16 protein-coding genes are annotated in these 16041 nt (G+C 35.4%); all 16 read right to left on the reverse strand.

Going from position 1 to position 16041, the window contains the following annotated elements:
• Positions 1 to 7 precede the first annotated feature (7 nt).
• The 16 genes from ACQKNX_RS09390 to gcvPA all read right to left on the reverse strand — a co-directional run bounded on the left by ACQKNX_RS09390 (position 8) and on the right by gcvPA (position 16020).
• On the reverse strand, positions 8 to 703 hold the full coding sequence (locus ACQKNX_RS09390; protein WP_427428657.1) for an iron-dependent peroxidase: 696 nt from the start codon (positions 701 to 703) through the stop codon (positions 8 to 10).
• On the reverse strand, positions 694 to 1971 hold the full coding sequence (locus tag ACQKNX_RS09395) for a normocyte-binding protein (RefSeq protein ID WP_427428658.1): 1278 nt from the start codon (positions 1969 to 1971) through the stop codon (positions 694 to 696). The genes ACQKNX_RS09390 and ACQKNX_RS09395 overlap by 10 nt, the downstream gene beginning before the upstream one ends.
• A 1-nt stretch (position 1972) precedes the next feature.
• Positions 1973 to 3616 (reverse strand): serine/threonine protein phosphatase, encoded by a 1644-nt coding sequence (locus ACQKNX_RS09400; RefSeq protein ID WP_427428659.1) that lies wholly within the window; start codon positions 3614 to 3616, stop codon positions 1973 to 1975.
• Positions 3617 to 3639: 23 nt separating this feature from the next.
• Positions 3640 to 4479 (reverse strand): PP2C family protein-serine/threonine phosphatase, encoded by an 840-nt coding sequence (locus ACQKNX_RS09405; RefSeq protein ID WP_427428660.1) that lies wholly within the window; start codon positions 4477 to 4479, stop codon positions 3640 to 3642.
• 6 nt (positions 4480 to 4485) lie between these two features.
• Positions 4486 to 5013, reverse strand: coding sequence for an FHA domain-containing protein (locus ACQKNX_RS09410; RefSeq protein ID WP_427428661.1), 528 nt, complete (start codon positions 5011 to 5013; stop codon positions 4486 to 4488).
• A 39-nt stretch (positions 5014 to 5052) separates the two neighbouring features.
• Positions 5053 to 5631 carry an FHA domain-containing protein gene (locus ACQKNX_RS09415; protein ID WP_427428662.1) on the reverse strand — a complete coding sequence of 193 codons (579 nt, stop codon included), beginning with the start codon at positions 5629 to 5631 and terminating at the stop codon, positions 5053 to 5055.
• Between the two features lie 29 nt (positions 5632 to 5660).
• Complete coding sequence (locus ACQKNX_RS09420; RefSeq protein WP_427428663.1) at positions 5661 to 6092, reverse strand: J domain-containing protein; 432 nt, start codon at positions 6090 to 6092, stop codon at positions 5661 to 5663.
• Between the two features lie 91 nt (positions 6093 to 6183).
• Positions 6184 to 6609, reverse strand: coding sequence for a membrane-associated protease 1 (locus tag ACQKNX_RS09425; protein ID WP_427428664.1), 426 nt, complete (start codon positions 6607 to 6609; stop codon positions 6184 to 6186).
• 242 nt (positions 6610 to 6851) lie between these two features.
• Positions 6852 to 9020 (reverse strand): transcriptional regulator, encoded by a 2169-nt coding sequence (locus ACQKNX_RS09430; RefSeq protein ID WP_427428665.1) that lies wholly within the window; start codon positions 9018 to 9020, stop codon positions 6852 to 6854.
• A 453-nt stretch (positions 9021 to 9473) separates the two neighbouring features.
• Positions 9474 to 10397 (reverse strand): serine/threonine-protein kinase, encoded by a 924-nt coding sequence (locus ACQKNX_RS09435; protein WP_427428666.1) that lies wholly within the window; start codon positions 10395 to 10397, stop codon positions 9474 to 9476.
• Positions 10398 to 10691: 294 nt separating this feature from the next.
• Complete coding sequence (locus ACQKNX_RS09440) at positions 10692 to 11168, reverse strand: hypothetical protein (protein WP_427428667.1); 477 nt, start codon at positions 11166 to 11168, stop codon at positions 10692 to 10694.
• Positions 11169 to 11187: 19 nt separating this feature from the next.
• Entirely contained in the window at positions 11188 to 11661 is a 474-nt protein-coding gene (locus ACQKNX_RS09445; protein WP_427428668.1) for a hypothetical protein, read from the reverse strand.
• Positions 11662 to 11674: 13 nt separating this feature from the next.
• Positions 11675 to 12151, reverse strand: coding sequence for a hypothetical protein (locus ACQKNX_RS09450; protein ID WP_427428669.1), 477 nt, complete (start codon positions 12149 to 12151; stop codon positions 11675 to 11677).
• Between the two features lie 312 nt (positions 12152 to 12463).
• Positions 12464 to 12931: a hypothetical protein gene (locus ACQKNX_RS09455; protein ID WP_427428670.1), complete on the reverse strand. Its 468-nt coding sequence runs from the start codon at positions 12929 to 12931 to the stop codon at positions 12464 to 12466.
• 286 nt (positions 12932 to 13217) lie between these two features.
• A complete protein-coding gene (gcvPB, locus tag ACQKNX_RS09460; protein ID WP_340823774.1) occupies positions 13218 to 14681 on the reverse strand; it encodes an aminomethyl-transferring glycine dehydrogenase subunit GcvPB in 1464 nt (487 codons plus the stop codon).
• Positions 14674 to 16020 carry an aminomethyl-transferring glycine dehydrogenase subunit GcvPA gene (gcvPA, locus tag ACQKNX_RS09465; protein ID WP_427428671.1) on the reverse strand — a complete coding sequence of 449 codons (1347 nt, stop codon included), beginning with the start codon at positions 16018 to 16020 and terminating at the stop codon, positions 14674 to 14676. Before gcvPA ends, gcvPB begins: the two co-directional genes overlap by 8 nt.
• Between the last annotated feature and the right edge of the window lie 21 nt (positions 16021 to 16041).

Consider the following 16041-nt stretch of genomic DNA (forward strand, 5'->3'; position numbering starts at 1 on the left):
GCTCTGTTTAGTAAAGAGCTATCCGATCTAGCTGCATCGTTTGCTCAGCGTCAATAATGCCGAAGTGATATTGCCAAAAAACCTCTAACTGAAAACCGATTGGTAAAAAGATTTCTTGTATGAGCTGCACTTTCTGCTCATTTTGTTGTGTCTTCTTTTGATTTATATAAATAAGGAGCTCATCGTGTTCCTCCGATTTTATATAGATCAAGCAACCTTTAAATAGCCTTTTAAACGTGTCCTTTAATAAGTAAATTTCTTCACCTGTCTGGTACAGCTTTAGCATGTTTAGTACAACTATTTCTTGCTCATTTTTTGAAAAGGCATGAATATTACGGCGTACCTCATTGCCAAATACATTGGCTTCGATATCTCTTAATATAAATCGAATGTAAAACTCTTTTGTGTTCATCCCTTGCATCCGATCAATTTCAGCTAAGAAATGCAAGACGATGTCGAAAAAGTATTCTCTAAACTCTATGTCTTTACGATTATCTGGGTGAAAAAGGTTGTTAAAAATGCCAAAATAGCGGTAATACGGATTCACATCAACGCGCTGTTCAACAAACTGAGCATTTAATAATGGAAGACTAAGCTCCATATAGGGCGAATACGTTTCAGCAAGGTAAAAATAGATATCCTTTTTTGAAAGCCCTTCATCCTCTGCTTTTATAAGCAAATCCCAAATATAATTCATTGCCATACACCTACGCATTTAAATTCGAAGAAATGTCGTTGTACTTCTGATACTAAGAAGCTCAAAATATCATTTGCAATAAAGTCCTTTTCCACTTTCGCCTTAAACTTTAAAAGCATTATTTTTTTGTAGCTATTCTCACCTATCATTTCTGTTATGAAAGGATTCGCAGAGTAAGTAAAGCTTGCTTCTAAAAACGAATCTACTATTTCAACATCAACAAGCTCCAATCTATTTGCCGCCTCGAAGGTGTTAACCATCCGGATAATTTCCCCCTTCGTTTTGACATTGGCAGAATGCTTCCGAGCGAATTTGGACATAAAATGCTCTATTCGTCGATTGGATACAAGCTCATAATGTAGCTTGCCAATCTTCTCTTCTTCCATTTTTACAATTTTTATTAGCTTCCAAACCCCTGACTTATCTTGTGGCGAAACAACTGCTAATTCATTGTCTGTCCGTTTGATATAGCGAACATTCTCCTCATCAGCTTCTACAAGATAGCCATGTTCACTTCCCATTTTCCGAATGGAAAGGACATGCTCATAATTGACCTTATCGATAGCAGGAACAGGGAATCCAACATTTTTGACCTCATGACGTTCGATATTCCATAGTGGCACCATATTCAGTCGTTTTTTTGGCTCATATTCTTGTAAATCAACAATAATATCAGTGATTTCAACTTCCTCGTTTAGAGGTGGACATTTCTCTAAATTCACATTAAAAAACTTATAGGCGAATGGATGATTAATCGTTTTCCATGGCAATCCATTTACTTGAAAGATCGGATATAGCTTGTTGATTTCTTGCAAGTAGTCCGTATTTCTTGTAAGACTAACCTGAATCTCTATCGGTCCTTCTGTCGTAACAAGGGTTCCATTAAACAGTCGTTCCTCAGCTAGTAACTGCTGAATTTGTACCGAATCACACGCGAGAAATAATGTATACAGTACGGCTTGTTCATTGCGTTCTAGCGATTGAAGCAATTTATTTATTTGGATAGTTTTACTTTCTAAATCAACTGGTCGCATTGGAAATAAACATTGATGAATCGGATCAATATCCTCCTTAGAACTAAGTGTTACATATATATCAAACCGATTCTCCACATCTTCAATTTCATTAAAAACACGCTCTTCAAGCCTTTTATTCATTTCCTCTTGATAGTCGATTAAATTTACAAAAACGCCACTTACAATGTCTTTTAGTAATTGACGTTGCTCCAAATCCTCAATTTTGCGTAACCGTTCAATCATGAGCTCTTTTATCAATTTATTTTCCCTCTTTCATCACTTCAGCATCAGTTGGCTCACCGCTTGCTGCCCCTCCCTCCATAGGAAGTGCTGCTTCAAATGACGGGTCGATACCTGCAGCCTGAGGAGTAGGGTTTAATTTATCATTGGCATTCATAATTTTTCGCTCTAGCCCTAAAACCTTTGCGATTAGTTCTGTTTCCTGATAAATTTCCTGAGCCAAGGTGTAGGATTCAATTGCTTTCTCGTAATCTAGACGCGCATAGCTTTGATCGCCATTTTTTTCTAAGCCTTCAGCCTGTAATTCTTTCTGTGCTTTTTTCAATTCGGCAATTTTAGCTTCTGTTTCTTCAATTTTTGACTTTATTTGAGGCTCGCCAGTAAAAGCGATTGTAAGAGCTTTTTTCCTTGCTTTTTGATAGTTTGCAAGGGCTCCATTGTAATCTTCTGCATCAAATTGAAAATCTCCATCCTTCACTGTTTCAGCAATTTGTACAATGGTATCCATATTGGCTATTCGTTGTTCAGTTACTTCTTTTCCAAAGTTTTTAATGAGCTTGCCTTCTTTTTTAGCCTTTTCGTATTGCTCAAGGGCTTCAGTAAATTTCCCCGCTTCGGCTGATTTATCTCCATTAATGATTAGGTCCGTAATTCTTAATTTTTTAGCAAGTAAATTTCTATGTATTGTATCCTTCAATTTTTTGGCCGCATTTCTACCCTCACTGTATTCCAGAAGCGCCTTTTCATAGTTAGCGTCTTGGAAATAAAGGTTTCCACTCTTTTCATGGTCCTTCATCTCAACGGTTAATTCCGCCATTTTTTTCACTTGCTTTGCCTGATAAAAAATAGTACCGCCACCAACAACTAAAGCTACGACTAATGCAGCAGCAATCGTTTTAATGTATTTCATTTTTTTCTTATTTGTTTCCTGATAAACCTTGTTCACAAATATAGCTGCGATTGTGTAATTATTTACTACTTTCCTTTGCCTACTTAAAAGCACCTCTTCTAATAAATCAGTGTATTGCTCAGGATCTTTCGTTTCCTCTAGAGCATCTGCCATTTCAACCTCACCGACATCTTCCCAAAAGCCTGCTGTACTAAGCACAAATACATCGCCATCCATTAACTTCATTTTCTTAGAGACAAATGGCGTAAAATCATTCGGCTTACCAAGATAATTGAGTAAGTTGCTTCTTTCCTCATGCTGGCTTATATCGAGCGAACGATCCCTTCTATTGACGATTTCCTGTGCTAAACTTTGATCAGTGCTTTTATAAGATAAGGTGCCATTACGAAAATGATAAAGCCGCGAATTTCCTGCAACTGCAACGATCATTTTTGAATAATCTGATACAACCATTACGATACTAGCCTTCAATCTTACCCTTAAGCTTTGAGCTTGAAGGATAGCTTGAGCATTTTTCAAATACTTATTAATAGCTCTTTTGGACATTGAAGGCTTTTCCATAAATTTTTCGAGAATACCTTTGACCGCTAGTTCTGCACTATTGATTTCTTGATCTGAATCCAACCCTTTTACCGCAACCCAACAAGCAACATCATCCAGCTCAGCATAGGCAAAGTAATCTTTATTTTGCATAAATGAACCCGCTTCCGAGAGAAAGCTTGTTTTAAAGTCGCTGTTTTCCTTTCTCATCATTCCACCTCCTTAACACGAACGGATTACCATGTTTTTTCTAAAATCACGATTGTTGCATTGTCTTGATTTTTTAAACGCTTTTGTTCAACAGCTTTAATAATATTTTGAGCTATATCATAGGGAGGGGCATGCTGAGAGAGCATTTTTTCCATTTCTACTTCTGTTAAAGTATCGTAGACACCATCACTAAATAGACAGACCTTGTCACCATTTCTTAGCTGGATAGGTTTCTCCCCAGTATCTAGATTTTTGAACCCTTCATATCCTAAATAGTTGATTAGTCTCTTTTTCAGTGGGTTTTCTTGCACCTCTAGCTGAGAAATTTCTCCTGAAATATAGCGTTCCTTTAATACCGATTCAAAAATATGCTTTTGATTGATTGCGATGAATTCGCCATTTCGAAATATCGAAATAATGCTATCTCCAACAGCTCCCCAATGTAAGTAACCATGCTCATCAATAACGGCTGCTACTAATGTAGTTCCGCCATTAGAACCATTTAAATTTTCTAGGATCATTCCATTGCTTGTTAAAGCGGTTTCCTTAAAATAGGACAGGATATTCGCTATACTAGTAAGCTTCATAAATTTATGAATAAATGTCGTAACAGCAACCGTACTGGCCATTCTGCCATTTGCTAATCCACTGATGCCATCAGCAAGAACGGCCATCGTGCCAACCGTTGTTTCCACAGTCGAAAAATAATCATCCTGTTCGTCTCGTCTGCCAATCGTTTGCCCATTTCCTATTGCAATCTTGCTCGTTTCTTTTTTTTGCATAAGTATTTTACGCAATACGAGCAAAGCGATGATAACAATAATGAAAGCAAGTACAATCATGTAAGATAGTAGTGTCTGATCCATTTTTCATCATTCCTCGCTTTGGTTGTTTTCCCATTCAAAATGAACACCACATAGAGGAATAAACAAAAACATACTTGAACCTAGTTGGATAACATCGTATGCTGCTAATTCTGTTGGTGTATAAACCGCTTCATTATTTAGATAAGCTAAACCTGATGCATCTCCTGGTAACAAATAAAAGTTTCTTTTTTTAGGATCATATACAATGACTGCATGATTGCGTTTTGAAATGCTATTATCGCCAATGATACGGATATGCATATCTTCTGCTCGTCCAATAAAGTTCTTTTCAGATAAAATTCGATAATCTCGTCCCATTGGAGGACCTTCGATGCAAACTAACCATCCTGTTACAGGGTCAATCCCATCCATTTCCCCAAGATAGGGCATCGTTTTATCATCTACTTCTGCAACAGCAGTAGCCGTACCCGTTAATCTTGTTTCCTGCTCCACCATGACATTACAATAGGGACAAATATTTCTATGTCTTCTCGAACTAAACATGTGACCATTCGTACATCTAATCAAACTCATATTGTTATCCTCCGTCTTCGTTACGAATCAAGCTTCTCTTTATTTCGCTAAAATTCTAGTATTTGCTATGTATATAATATCTCCACTATTTAAACGATAAGGGCTTTCCTGTTTTAAACTACTTTTCACACGCTTATGCGCTTTTTTAACGCCTACCCCATTAACAGAGTCAATGTCCTCTATGTACCACATACCGGATACACAATTTAAAACAGCATGCTCATAATTAATGAGCGATTCGTATTCAGTGCCATTTAAATCTATATCTACCTCTTGTTCAGTTGAGCTTTTCCCAATGAGCAATGAAGTTTTCCCTTCTAGCAGCCATTCTTCTATTTCTGCGCCACGTTCATTGAGTAATACAATTTTCCGAATGTTCGTATCTGTAAATTCATAGATTGTCTCTTTTGCTTCATATTTTATTAATCCATAAACAAGGGCAAAGATGACTATCATCGTCCCAATAATCGTTTTCAAAAGAAAATTCTGATTCATAACAAATACATATAAAATAAAAAAGAAGGCGATTATCACAATGATGATATCGATAATTTTTATCATCATTTGTTTTTTTGCATTGTGCGTGTTTACTTCCATTGCATTTTTTATGTCATTCACGAAAGCATTCTCCTCCTCACTAACTTGCTTTACTTGTTAAAAAATCGTTCGAATAAATCAGTCGTATCTATTGGATTTTTCTTTGCCGTTTTATGAAGTGTTGACGACGTTTCCTTCGTTTTTGGATTAAATCCAAAAAAGTGCTCAAAGTTTTTTTCGATATCGTTCATATTAAACTCTTGCTTATTGGTAGTTGTTCGATCTTTCGTTTTAGTTGCCTGTTCAAATGATTGCCCACCACTTTGTGCTGCACTACCAAGACGTGCATCATATGCTTCTCTAGAAGATGTGTCCTTTAATACTTTATAGGCCTCTTGCACTTCTAAAAAAATGTGCTCTGACTCTTTATTGCCTCCACTTACGTCAGGATGATGCTTTTTAGATAATTTTCTGTATGCGAGCTTAATTTGATCTTGCGTTGCTTGTCTGCTGACACCTAAAATTTCATAATGATTTTTCACTAATTTCATCCCCTGTATTAGGATTATTCAAAATTATCTAAGGAACTATATAGTCCCTTAGATAATGTGGTGTGACCTATCAAATTTCTACTTAAACAGCATAGCCGCCTTCGATCTTCGCTAGATCTGTTTTGTCTTTCTTCTGCTTAATGAATAAGTAGAATTCTCCGATACCTTCTGTGTCGCCATATCTTTCTGAATAGTCAACAACGAAGGCATTTGGGAAATGGATTTTTCTTACTACTTGATCAGCTGAAATAACTTCTAGTGTTACTTTACGGTAACAGTCTGCCTTTTCAGCAGGTACTAGTGACCATAAACCTAATTTCATCGTATCATCCGAATTATCGCCATCTGTAGCAGTAAGGATTTTTCCCTTTACTTTTAAAGTTGCTCCTACATCTGTTGAGCGAGCGTTCGAGTCATTTGGTGTATCTGTTTCATACTCAACTGTAATAATGCTCTCTAATCCTAATTCAATTGCTTCTGATCCTTCTACTTTTAATACAAAACCCATTCTTATTACCTCCTAATATTTTTTGAACGCACTCGTCATACTGAACTTGATAAAAATGACCATGTTTCTAGCTGACTTCATTTCTCGTGTAAATTTTGAAAGAATTTCAATGAGAAATATGTATTTATTTCATCAAGTCAGTACGTGAAGGTTGTTCATATTTATGTTAAAAGATTTATTTAAAAACAAATCTTAAACATTCAATTATAAAATCGTTGTATGCAGTCTGTTATTGGTACTTTTTAAGCTTTCACAGCACTTGTTCCTTTAGTAATCATTACTTCAAGATTCTTCACATTGCCGTTAAATACGAGATCAATTTGGCATAAGCTTGTTTTTTCATCAATAATGTAGCCAATGTCATCACCATCATGGATAACGGAGTTTACATAGCCTTTATCATTAAGCCACTTACTTTTTTGACTACTTGGATTATTACTAAAGAATCGAACAATGTTTTCGTGCTTAAAGTCCCCTGATTGGAATCTTAAAATTCTTTCAATATACGTACTCACTTGTGTTTTGTAGATTGAATCAAATCCATCCTCTTCCATTGCTAAGCTTCTTGCTTTGTACACTGTAATGCGTTTAATATCTTTATCCTGTAGCTGTGCATTTTCTGATGAAAATACAAAACCAAAGCTTCTGCTATTAATCGCATCTTTAATATTATTCGTGAACCCAGAAATTTCTTTAGCCATCGTTGTCACAGCTCTTAATGAGTTATCGCCTGCTTCAATGTCAAAGCGTACACCTGGATAACTTCTCTTTACATTTCGGAATGATTCCTTTAAGTACTCAGGACATTGATAAGCAGATACAATACCTGCTGCTACATAGCTCGCTCCTACATATACGCCTTCTATCCAAAGCTTGAGAATATCTTCTTTTTCTTTCGATAGGCGCGCACCATTTTCAGTTGTTTGCATCCTCGTATCAATAACTACTCCTGACTTGTCTTTCGGGATAATTGTAAAATTTGGTAAGCAAGGGATCGCAAATTCACTATAATCTTTTCGAAGGAGAATCGAACATTTATCGATGAGACGGTCAATGCCGGCTGTTGCAATGCCATTGAAAGTAGTTTCTTCTTCGGTCATAAAATTAAAGAATATTTGGACTTTATAATCTTTTACTGTATCTAGTAGACTAGATAAGGATTCCATTGTGTTGCCTTCTTGCTTTGCAACCTTTTCATTTCCTTTGAATCGAGATCTGCTCACTTTCATCTTTCCTGATGCTTCAAGCTCAAGTGCTGGAACGATCCCATACCATACTGTATCTGAGAAATCATTTTTCGAATTGACTGTATTTAAATACGTTCGTAATCTTGGTAGATTATTACTTTTAACGAGCATGTCTAATTTTGCATTTGTTACTAGTAACGAAGGTTGCATACCTTTATTTTTTGTCGCATATTGATCGAAATACATTTTGACACCTAGTAGCTTTTCTACTAATGGCTTCACTGTCTTTACAAATTCATCCTTTGCATCCTTATAGAATTCTAGGTATGTATTGTAATTTTGAACCTCTGTTTCCAGGTCAAAATCTGCTTTTATAGAAGGTAATGGCGAGAATGTTCTTACTACTAAATCCTTTACATAGGAAGATGGTGATTCTGTAATCGCTTCATAGTCTTCCTCAAAAACAGTACTTAAACCATAGTTACTATTCTCCTCAATAACCATCAACTCAGAAGTATTCGTTTGAGGTGCCTCAATAATTTTTAATTCACCCGTGTCACCAATTGTAAGTGTCCCAATTTGCAGTTTTTCGGATTCGTTTTCCTCTTGATTAGCACCTAGTAGCAGTCTCGTTTTAATATCTTCGATTGCTAACGGCAACATAGCCATAACATTGTTATAATTTCGGCTAGCAACTTCGAACATGAGATTTAACTTATCACCTGTGTCCAGCTTTTTTGGATCCCCTTCATCTAGCTTGTCATATTCACCATACAAGTAATGAATCTCTTTTCTTACTTGGCGAATATCATCCATCACCTTTTTAGGAGAGATCATATCTAGTAAATTTTCAAATTTGAAGTCTACATTCGTAATTCCTTGGCTTCGTTTTGTATCAATGAGGGTAAATAGCATCTTTAAAAAATCATTGTTTTGATCAATTGCTATTTCGGAAATACAATCTTCTTGAATGCCTTCAGGTTTTTTAAGCGTATACATTACTTTCTGATTCGCAGCATTGTAGAACGAATAGACCGTTGGAGAGAACTTATCTAAAAATTCGTCAAAGCTTTTTACAAGAAGGTATTGATTTATTTCTTTCACTTTCTCATCACTTAAACTGTCAATTCCTTTTACATCCCCCACTAGTGTAATCAAATCCAGCTTTTCTGGATTGATTTCCTCAAAGAGCATTGTCCTGTTTGTTTGATTAATAATCTCCATTTATTCGGCTGTAAAACCTACAGCCATCCCTCCTTTTTATTTCGAGTAAGCATAATCATTAGTGAATACAAACTTTTAATTTACTTTTAAGTAATAAAATTCCAACTAAAGTAAAATAAAATACAGTTTAGGTAAAACTGAAGTTGTAATTTCATAACCCTTTTATCTACATCACAAATGACATTATGTATCACAAAATAACTATACAATATATAATTTTATTGTCAATATTTACTATAGAATATTTTGTAAATTATAGGACACTAATGGATTTATGATAAAAAAGCGACATTATAATTTTTATGATATTTCAATAAAAAAAGGGTAGATATTCACTTTTTTTTATTAAAAAAAACAGCCTAAGATGTATTTTAAATACGCCTTTAGCTGTTTGGTTCGCTCTTAGCTACATTGTAAAATGATAGCATCGGATTACACATCCTAATTTATTGGTTATTTTGTATTATTTACCTTAAAGTAGTTCTTTATTCTATTGACAAATTCTTCAAACTGAATAATGCATTTCATAACTTTTAAAGAAGGGCATCTTTTTTTTGCCTGTAAAGCCATTCCCCACCTAATCGTATGGGCTAAAAGCATAGTTACCCTTTTATTATATTTTCTTATATTATCAATATTATCCTCAATTAGCCTCTGTGAAATATCAGGTGGAATCATATTTGTTAATAAATAATAAAAAGTTGCTGCTAAGCTATATATATCTGTATAAACTCCTTGGGCGGATACGTTCGAATATTGCTCAAGAGGGGTGTAACCAGGACTTATAAAAATTTGATATTCTTTAGCATTTTTATAAAATATCGCTGATCCAAAGTCTAGTAAAAATGGCTTACCCTCTAAATTTATCATAATATTACTTGGCTTAATGTCTCGATGTAAAATACCCTTTTTATGTATATAGCTTAATGCATCAATTAACGGCAGAAATATACTAGTGTATAAATCGTCCCTATTGTTAAGAGGAATATCCTTTAAATATTGATCTAATAACTTGCCTTCATAATAATCCATTATAATATATAGCGTTCCATTTTCCTCTAAATGATCCACATAATTGACAATATTGAGATGATTTATTTGCTTCATTATAAATGCTTCATTTAGAAATGTTGCTTTTAAATCCTCAAATTTTGACTTTATAGATGGCAAACGATTTATCACTGCTCTATTATCTAAATCCCGTAACGCAAGTTCCTGTGGGAAAAACTCTTTAATCGTTACCTGCCTGCCTTCATTGAGTGTTTCCGCCAAATAAACAATAGATAATTTACTAGTAGCAATTACTTCTTTTATTTTATAAGTATCATTGAGCATACTATTTACCGGTAAGCTCACTTCATATTGAGCTACATCCATTTTTACTTTTCCTCCCTTTTATCAAATCTTGTTTCTCTTAAAACTATTATCATTACGTAGAATGCAATCTCAATATGTAATAATTTTAACTAAAAAACAAATTAAAGCAATTATAGAAAAATATAGCTTATAATAAATAATCATGTGATGTGAAACTTCCAACCAAAATTACATGCCTTTTCTATCCTTCAGAAATCATAAAAAACGTCCGATAAGTAACGATCGGACGCTTTTTATTCAATTCATTATTTTCGCTATCGAATCTAATTTTCATTGTTTGCTTATCTCTCCAAATTATTTTGCCCTTACCATAGCTTCTAATGCGGCTAATCCTTGGCTCAATAACTTAAAGTTTGGACGTTTCATATTGTTTGGCTCTTTTGCTACCATCGCCTGTAAATATCGTTTCAGCGCCTTTGTATAAGCCTTCGTAAATTCCATAAAATCAAATGTATATTGCCATTCTTGTGAATCCGAAAACGCATCAAAATTTGTAATGACTATATTTTTCCCCTCTTTTTTATAAGTATAGACATTCGCATTACCAAAAGTATCAAGAACTCGCTCTTCGCCCGTTTGATATAAATCAAATAACAGGTGATTAAATTCAATCACTATTGTACTGTGCAACGTTGTGGAGAAGAGTAAAATTTCTTTATTATTTTCAAGTACAAATACTTCTAAATAGCTGTCGAGATAATAATCTGCATGGACGGTTTTATTTTGAAGAACCGATACATCATCTTCTTCTAGATCAAATCTAATTTTCATTTTATAGTACCTCTCCAATTTATTTCTCTTGTAGAATAGCGTCTAGTTCGTTTAATCCTTGTCTAAGTAGAACAAAGTTTGGACGTTTTATAATATTCGCATCTTTTACTACCAAATTTCCCAAATGTCGTCGTAATGCTTTCGTATAAGCTTTCACAAATGCCTTAAAATCAAAGGTATATTCCCATTCTTCTGAATTAGAAAAGACATCAAAATTTGTGATCACCATATAATTCCCTACTTTTTTAAAGGTATAGACATTCGCATTTCCAAAAGTATCAAGAACCTGTTTCTTACTCGTTCGATGTAACTCAATTAATTGTCGACTAAATGTAATAATGATTGTACTATGCAACGTTGTGGAGAAGAGAAAAATATTCTTATTATTTTCAAGTGCAAATACTTCTAAATAGCTATCAAGATAATAATCTGCACGAACATTTTTATTTTTTAGGACCGATACATCATTTTCAAAATCATATCTAATTTTCATTATTCTCTCTATATTATTTCCCGTGGACAACCTCTTCTAAGTTCATTAATTTTTCCCTCAATAAGATAAAGTCTGGACGTTTTACAATATTCCCATCTTTTCCTATTAAATTTTGTAAATGTTGACGTAACCCTTTCGTATAAGCCTTCAAAAATGCTTTAAACTCAAACGTATATTGCCATTCTTCTGAATTAGAAAATACACTAAAATTCGTAATAATTACATTATTTCCAGCTTTTTTAAAGGTATAGACGTTCGCATTACCAAAAGTATCAAGAATGAGTTTCTTACCTGTTTGATATAACTCTAGTAATTGTCGACTGAATGTTATAATAATTGTACTGTGTATCGTTGTGGAGAAGAGTAAAGTTTCTTTATTATTTTCAAGTACAAATACTTCTAAATAGCTGTCGAGATAAAAATCTGCATGGACGTTCTTATTGTGAAGAACCGATACATCATCTTCTTCAAGATCAAATCTAATTTTCATATTTAAGCTGCTCCTTTATTTTATTATTACCGATGTTCCACCATTAGGATAAGATGTTTTGATAATATTATCCTTTGTGACAACTGTTGTCATCTCGGAAATACCATATTTTCTTGGACGATATGTGTAAATTTTCATACCATTCTCATGGGTACTTTTTAAAGTTCCTTTTTCTAATGCTTCCATAATTAAATTTTTAATCTGTGCATCTCCGAGTGCTCTAGGGAATAATGTTGTACCTCTATTTGCAGTAGTGCCCGCAACATGTCTTTTGTAAATGTGCTCCCAACCTGTACCGCTATTTCCATCTAATTAAATCCCTTTAGCATTAAACTTCTGAATTTTACCTAAACCTGCAAAGGCTTCAATTTCAGCGGATTTCCCTGCTTTCTTCAATAGTGCGAATAATTTACCTGATTTAACCACTTTTCCCGCTGGAAAGAGAGAAACTAAAGCTATTCCTTTTTCTGTAATACCAGCATTCGGGTTAAAAATCGTTCTAACATCATCCAGTACTAAGAAGTCTATGCCTTCTTTAGCTGCATCTACTGCAAATTGACCAGCTCTTTTAAGCCAATTAACAGTAGATTTTGCCCAGTTCAAAGCTGTATCCACCCATGAGGTAGGTTTTGCAGAAGCACGAGCTGCCAGGAGCATATTTCTTGCTTCACTGGAAATAGCAACGGTGTCACGCTGTGGCATGGCAAAATTTTTAATGCTTTTATCATTGTTTTGGTTTGATGTAGCAATTAATGGATTAGTGCTACTAAATCTTTTCACAGATACATGAGTAGAATGTTGCTGATTAAAGTTAGTATTAATTGATATATTGACCTCCCAATGAAAGTATTAAATTTTACGTATATTATACAATGGTGGTTTTTTCTATAAAATAATAAAATTTTTTCGAAATTTCACTACTGCCGAGATATTTTTATCAGAATATTCTATTAGAATACTTTTCAAAGGATTAATATTTTTCTCTTTTTCAAGTAACTATAATTTTCCTCAAACAAAAAAAATGCCCGATCAGTATAGTAAAATACTGGTCGGGCATTGCGTATTATTATGCTTTTTGATAGCGAAGCACTGGTGTACGAGCAGCGCGTGTTTCGTCTAAACGAGTAACGACTGTTGTATGTGGTGCTTCTTGTACGATAGAAGGATTTTCTTCTGCTTCTTTCGCAATTTGAATCATAATGTCGCAGAATGCATCTAATGTTTCTTTTGATTCTGTTTCTGTAGGCTCAATCATTAACGCCTCTTCCACGTTTAGCGGGAAGTACGTTGTTGGTGGATGGTAGCCAAAGTCTAACAGGCGTTTTGCAATATCAAGTGTACGAACGCCAAGTTTCTTCTGACGACGACCAGATAGAACAAATTCATGCTTACAATGACGGTTATATGGTAAATCGTAGAATGGCTCTAAACGACGCATCATATAGTTTGCGTTTAGTACAGCATATTCTGTTACAGCTTTTAAGCCATCTGGACCCATCGTACGAATGTACGTATATGCACGTACGTTAATACCAAAGTTACCATAGTAAGGTTTAACACGACCGATTGATTGCGGACGCTCGTAATCGAAGTGGTATGAACCATCTTCTGTTCTTACAAGTACTGGTTTTGGTAGGAACGGAATTAAATCAGCTTTTACGCCTACTGGACCAGAACCTGGACCACCGCCACCGTGTGGACCTGTAAACGTTTTGTGTAAGTTTAAGTGAACACAGTCAAAGCCCATATCGCCAGGACGTGCTTTACTCATGACCGCATTTAAGTTAGCGCCGTCATAGTATACTTTACCGCCAACTTCATGAATAAGCTCTGCCATTTCGATAATATTTTCTTCAAATAGACCAAGTGTATTTGGGTTTGTTAGCATTAACGCAGCTGTATCTGAACCTACTACTTTGCGTAAATCTTCGATGTCTACTAAACCATTTTCATCGGATTTTACCGTAATTGTTTCAAAGCCTGCAACAGTTGCCGACGCTGGATTTGTACCATGAGCTGAGTCAGGAACGATCACTTTATTACGATGTCCCTCTCCATTTGCTTCATGGAATGCACGAATCATCATTAATGCTGTCCATTCACCATGGGCACCTGCAGCGGGTTGTAATGTCACTTCATCCATACCTGTAATTTCTACTAATGATGTTTGTAGTTCATAAAGAAGCTCCATTGCACCTTGTACAGTTGATTCATCTTGTAATGGATGAACATTAGCAAAACCAGAAAAACGTGCAACTGACTCATTAATTTTCGGGTTGTACTTCATCGTACATGAGCCTAGTGGGTAGAATCCAGAGTCTACACCATGGTTACGACGAGATAGCGCTGTATAATGACGCATAATATCAAGTTCCGAAACTTCTGGTAACTCAGCTGCTTCTTCACGAATACAGTTTGCAGGAAGTAAATCTGCAAGATCAACTTCTGGTACATCTAAAGCTTCTAAGCTATACCCTACGCGACCTTCTTTTGTAATTTCAAAAATGAGTGATTGATTTTCGTTATGCATTGAGAGCCCCCATTTCTGCAACAAGTGCATCAATTTCTTCCTTCGTGCGTAATTCTGTTACAGCGATTAGTACGTGTTGCTTAAGTGAATCGTAAGTTTGACCTAATGGATAACCACCGATAATGCCTTTTTTAAGTAAACCTTTGTTGATTTCTTTCACGCATTTATTTGTTTTCACAACGATTTCATTAAAGTGTGCACCTTGGAATGCAACAGTAAATCCTGCCGCTTCAAAGGCATTTTTTGCATAGCGTGTTTTCGCAATATTTTGCGTAGCCATTTCTCGAACGCCTTGCTTCCCTAAAGCTGTCATTGCAACAGAAGCTGCAAGTGCTAAAAGTGCTTGGTTTGAACAAATGTTAGATGTAGCTTTATCACGACGGATATGCTGCTCACGTGCTTGTAGCGTTAATACATAACCACGGCGACCTTCACCATCTACCGTTTCACCAACAAGACGGCCAGGAACTTTACGCATTAATTTTGTTGTTACCGCGAAGAAACCACAGTGTGGACCACCGAAGCTTTCAGCAATACCAAAAACTTGTGCATCACCAACACAAATATCAGCACCAAGCTTACCTGGAGGTGTTAAAATACCAAGCGCAAGTGGGTTAGATGATACAACAAATAAACTTTTTGCATCATGTGCAATATCACCGATTACTTGTAAATCCTCTACTTGACCAAAGAAGTTTGGATATTGTGCAATAACAGCCGCTGTATTATCATCAATCAGCTCTTTTAAAGCTTCAACATCTGTCACACCATCTTTATGAGGGATTGTTAAGATGTCAATTGATTGACCGTATGCATATGTAGCAACGACATCACGATATTCAGGGTGAACCGTTTCAGATACTAAAATTTTCTTACGACGTGTATGTCCTGCAGCTAGCATACCTGCTTCAGCTAGTGCCGTTCCACCATCATACATAGAGGAGTTTGCAAGATCCATTCCTGTAAGCTCAGCAATCATCGTTTGGAATTCAAAAATCGCTTGTAGTTCCCCTTGCGAGATTTCAGGTTGGTACGGTGTATACGCAGTGTAAAACTCTGAACGAGAAATTACATGGTCTACAATAATTGGTTTATAGTGATTATAGATACCTGCGCCTAAGAAGGATACGTTCGCATTCGTATCATTGTTTTTTGCAGCAAGTGCAGATAACTCTTTTAAAAGTGCTGATTCTGATTTTGCTGCTTTAATATCATAAAGGCCTTTGAAACGTACTTTTTCAGGAATATCCTCGAATAGCTCATCGACTGATGACACACCAACTACGTCTAACATTTCTTTTTTATCTTGCTCCGTCATTGGTAAATAACGATGTTTCATAAATGTAGGTCCCTCTTTTCA

Origin of the sequence: Lysinibacillus sp. NPDC093712, from assembly GCF_050280025.1 — a bacterium.
Taxonomy (GTDB): Bacteria; Bacillota; Bacilli; order Bacillales_A; family Planococcaceae; genus Lysinibacillus.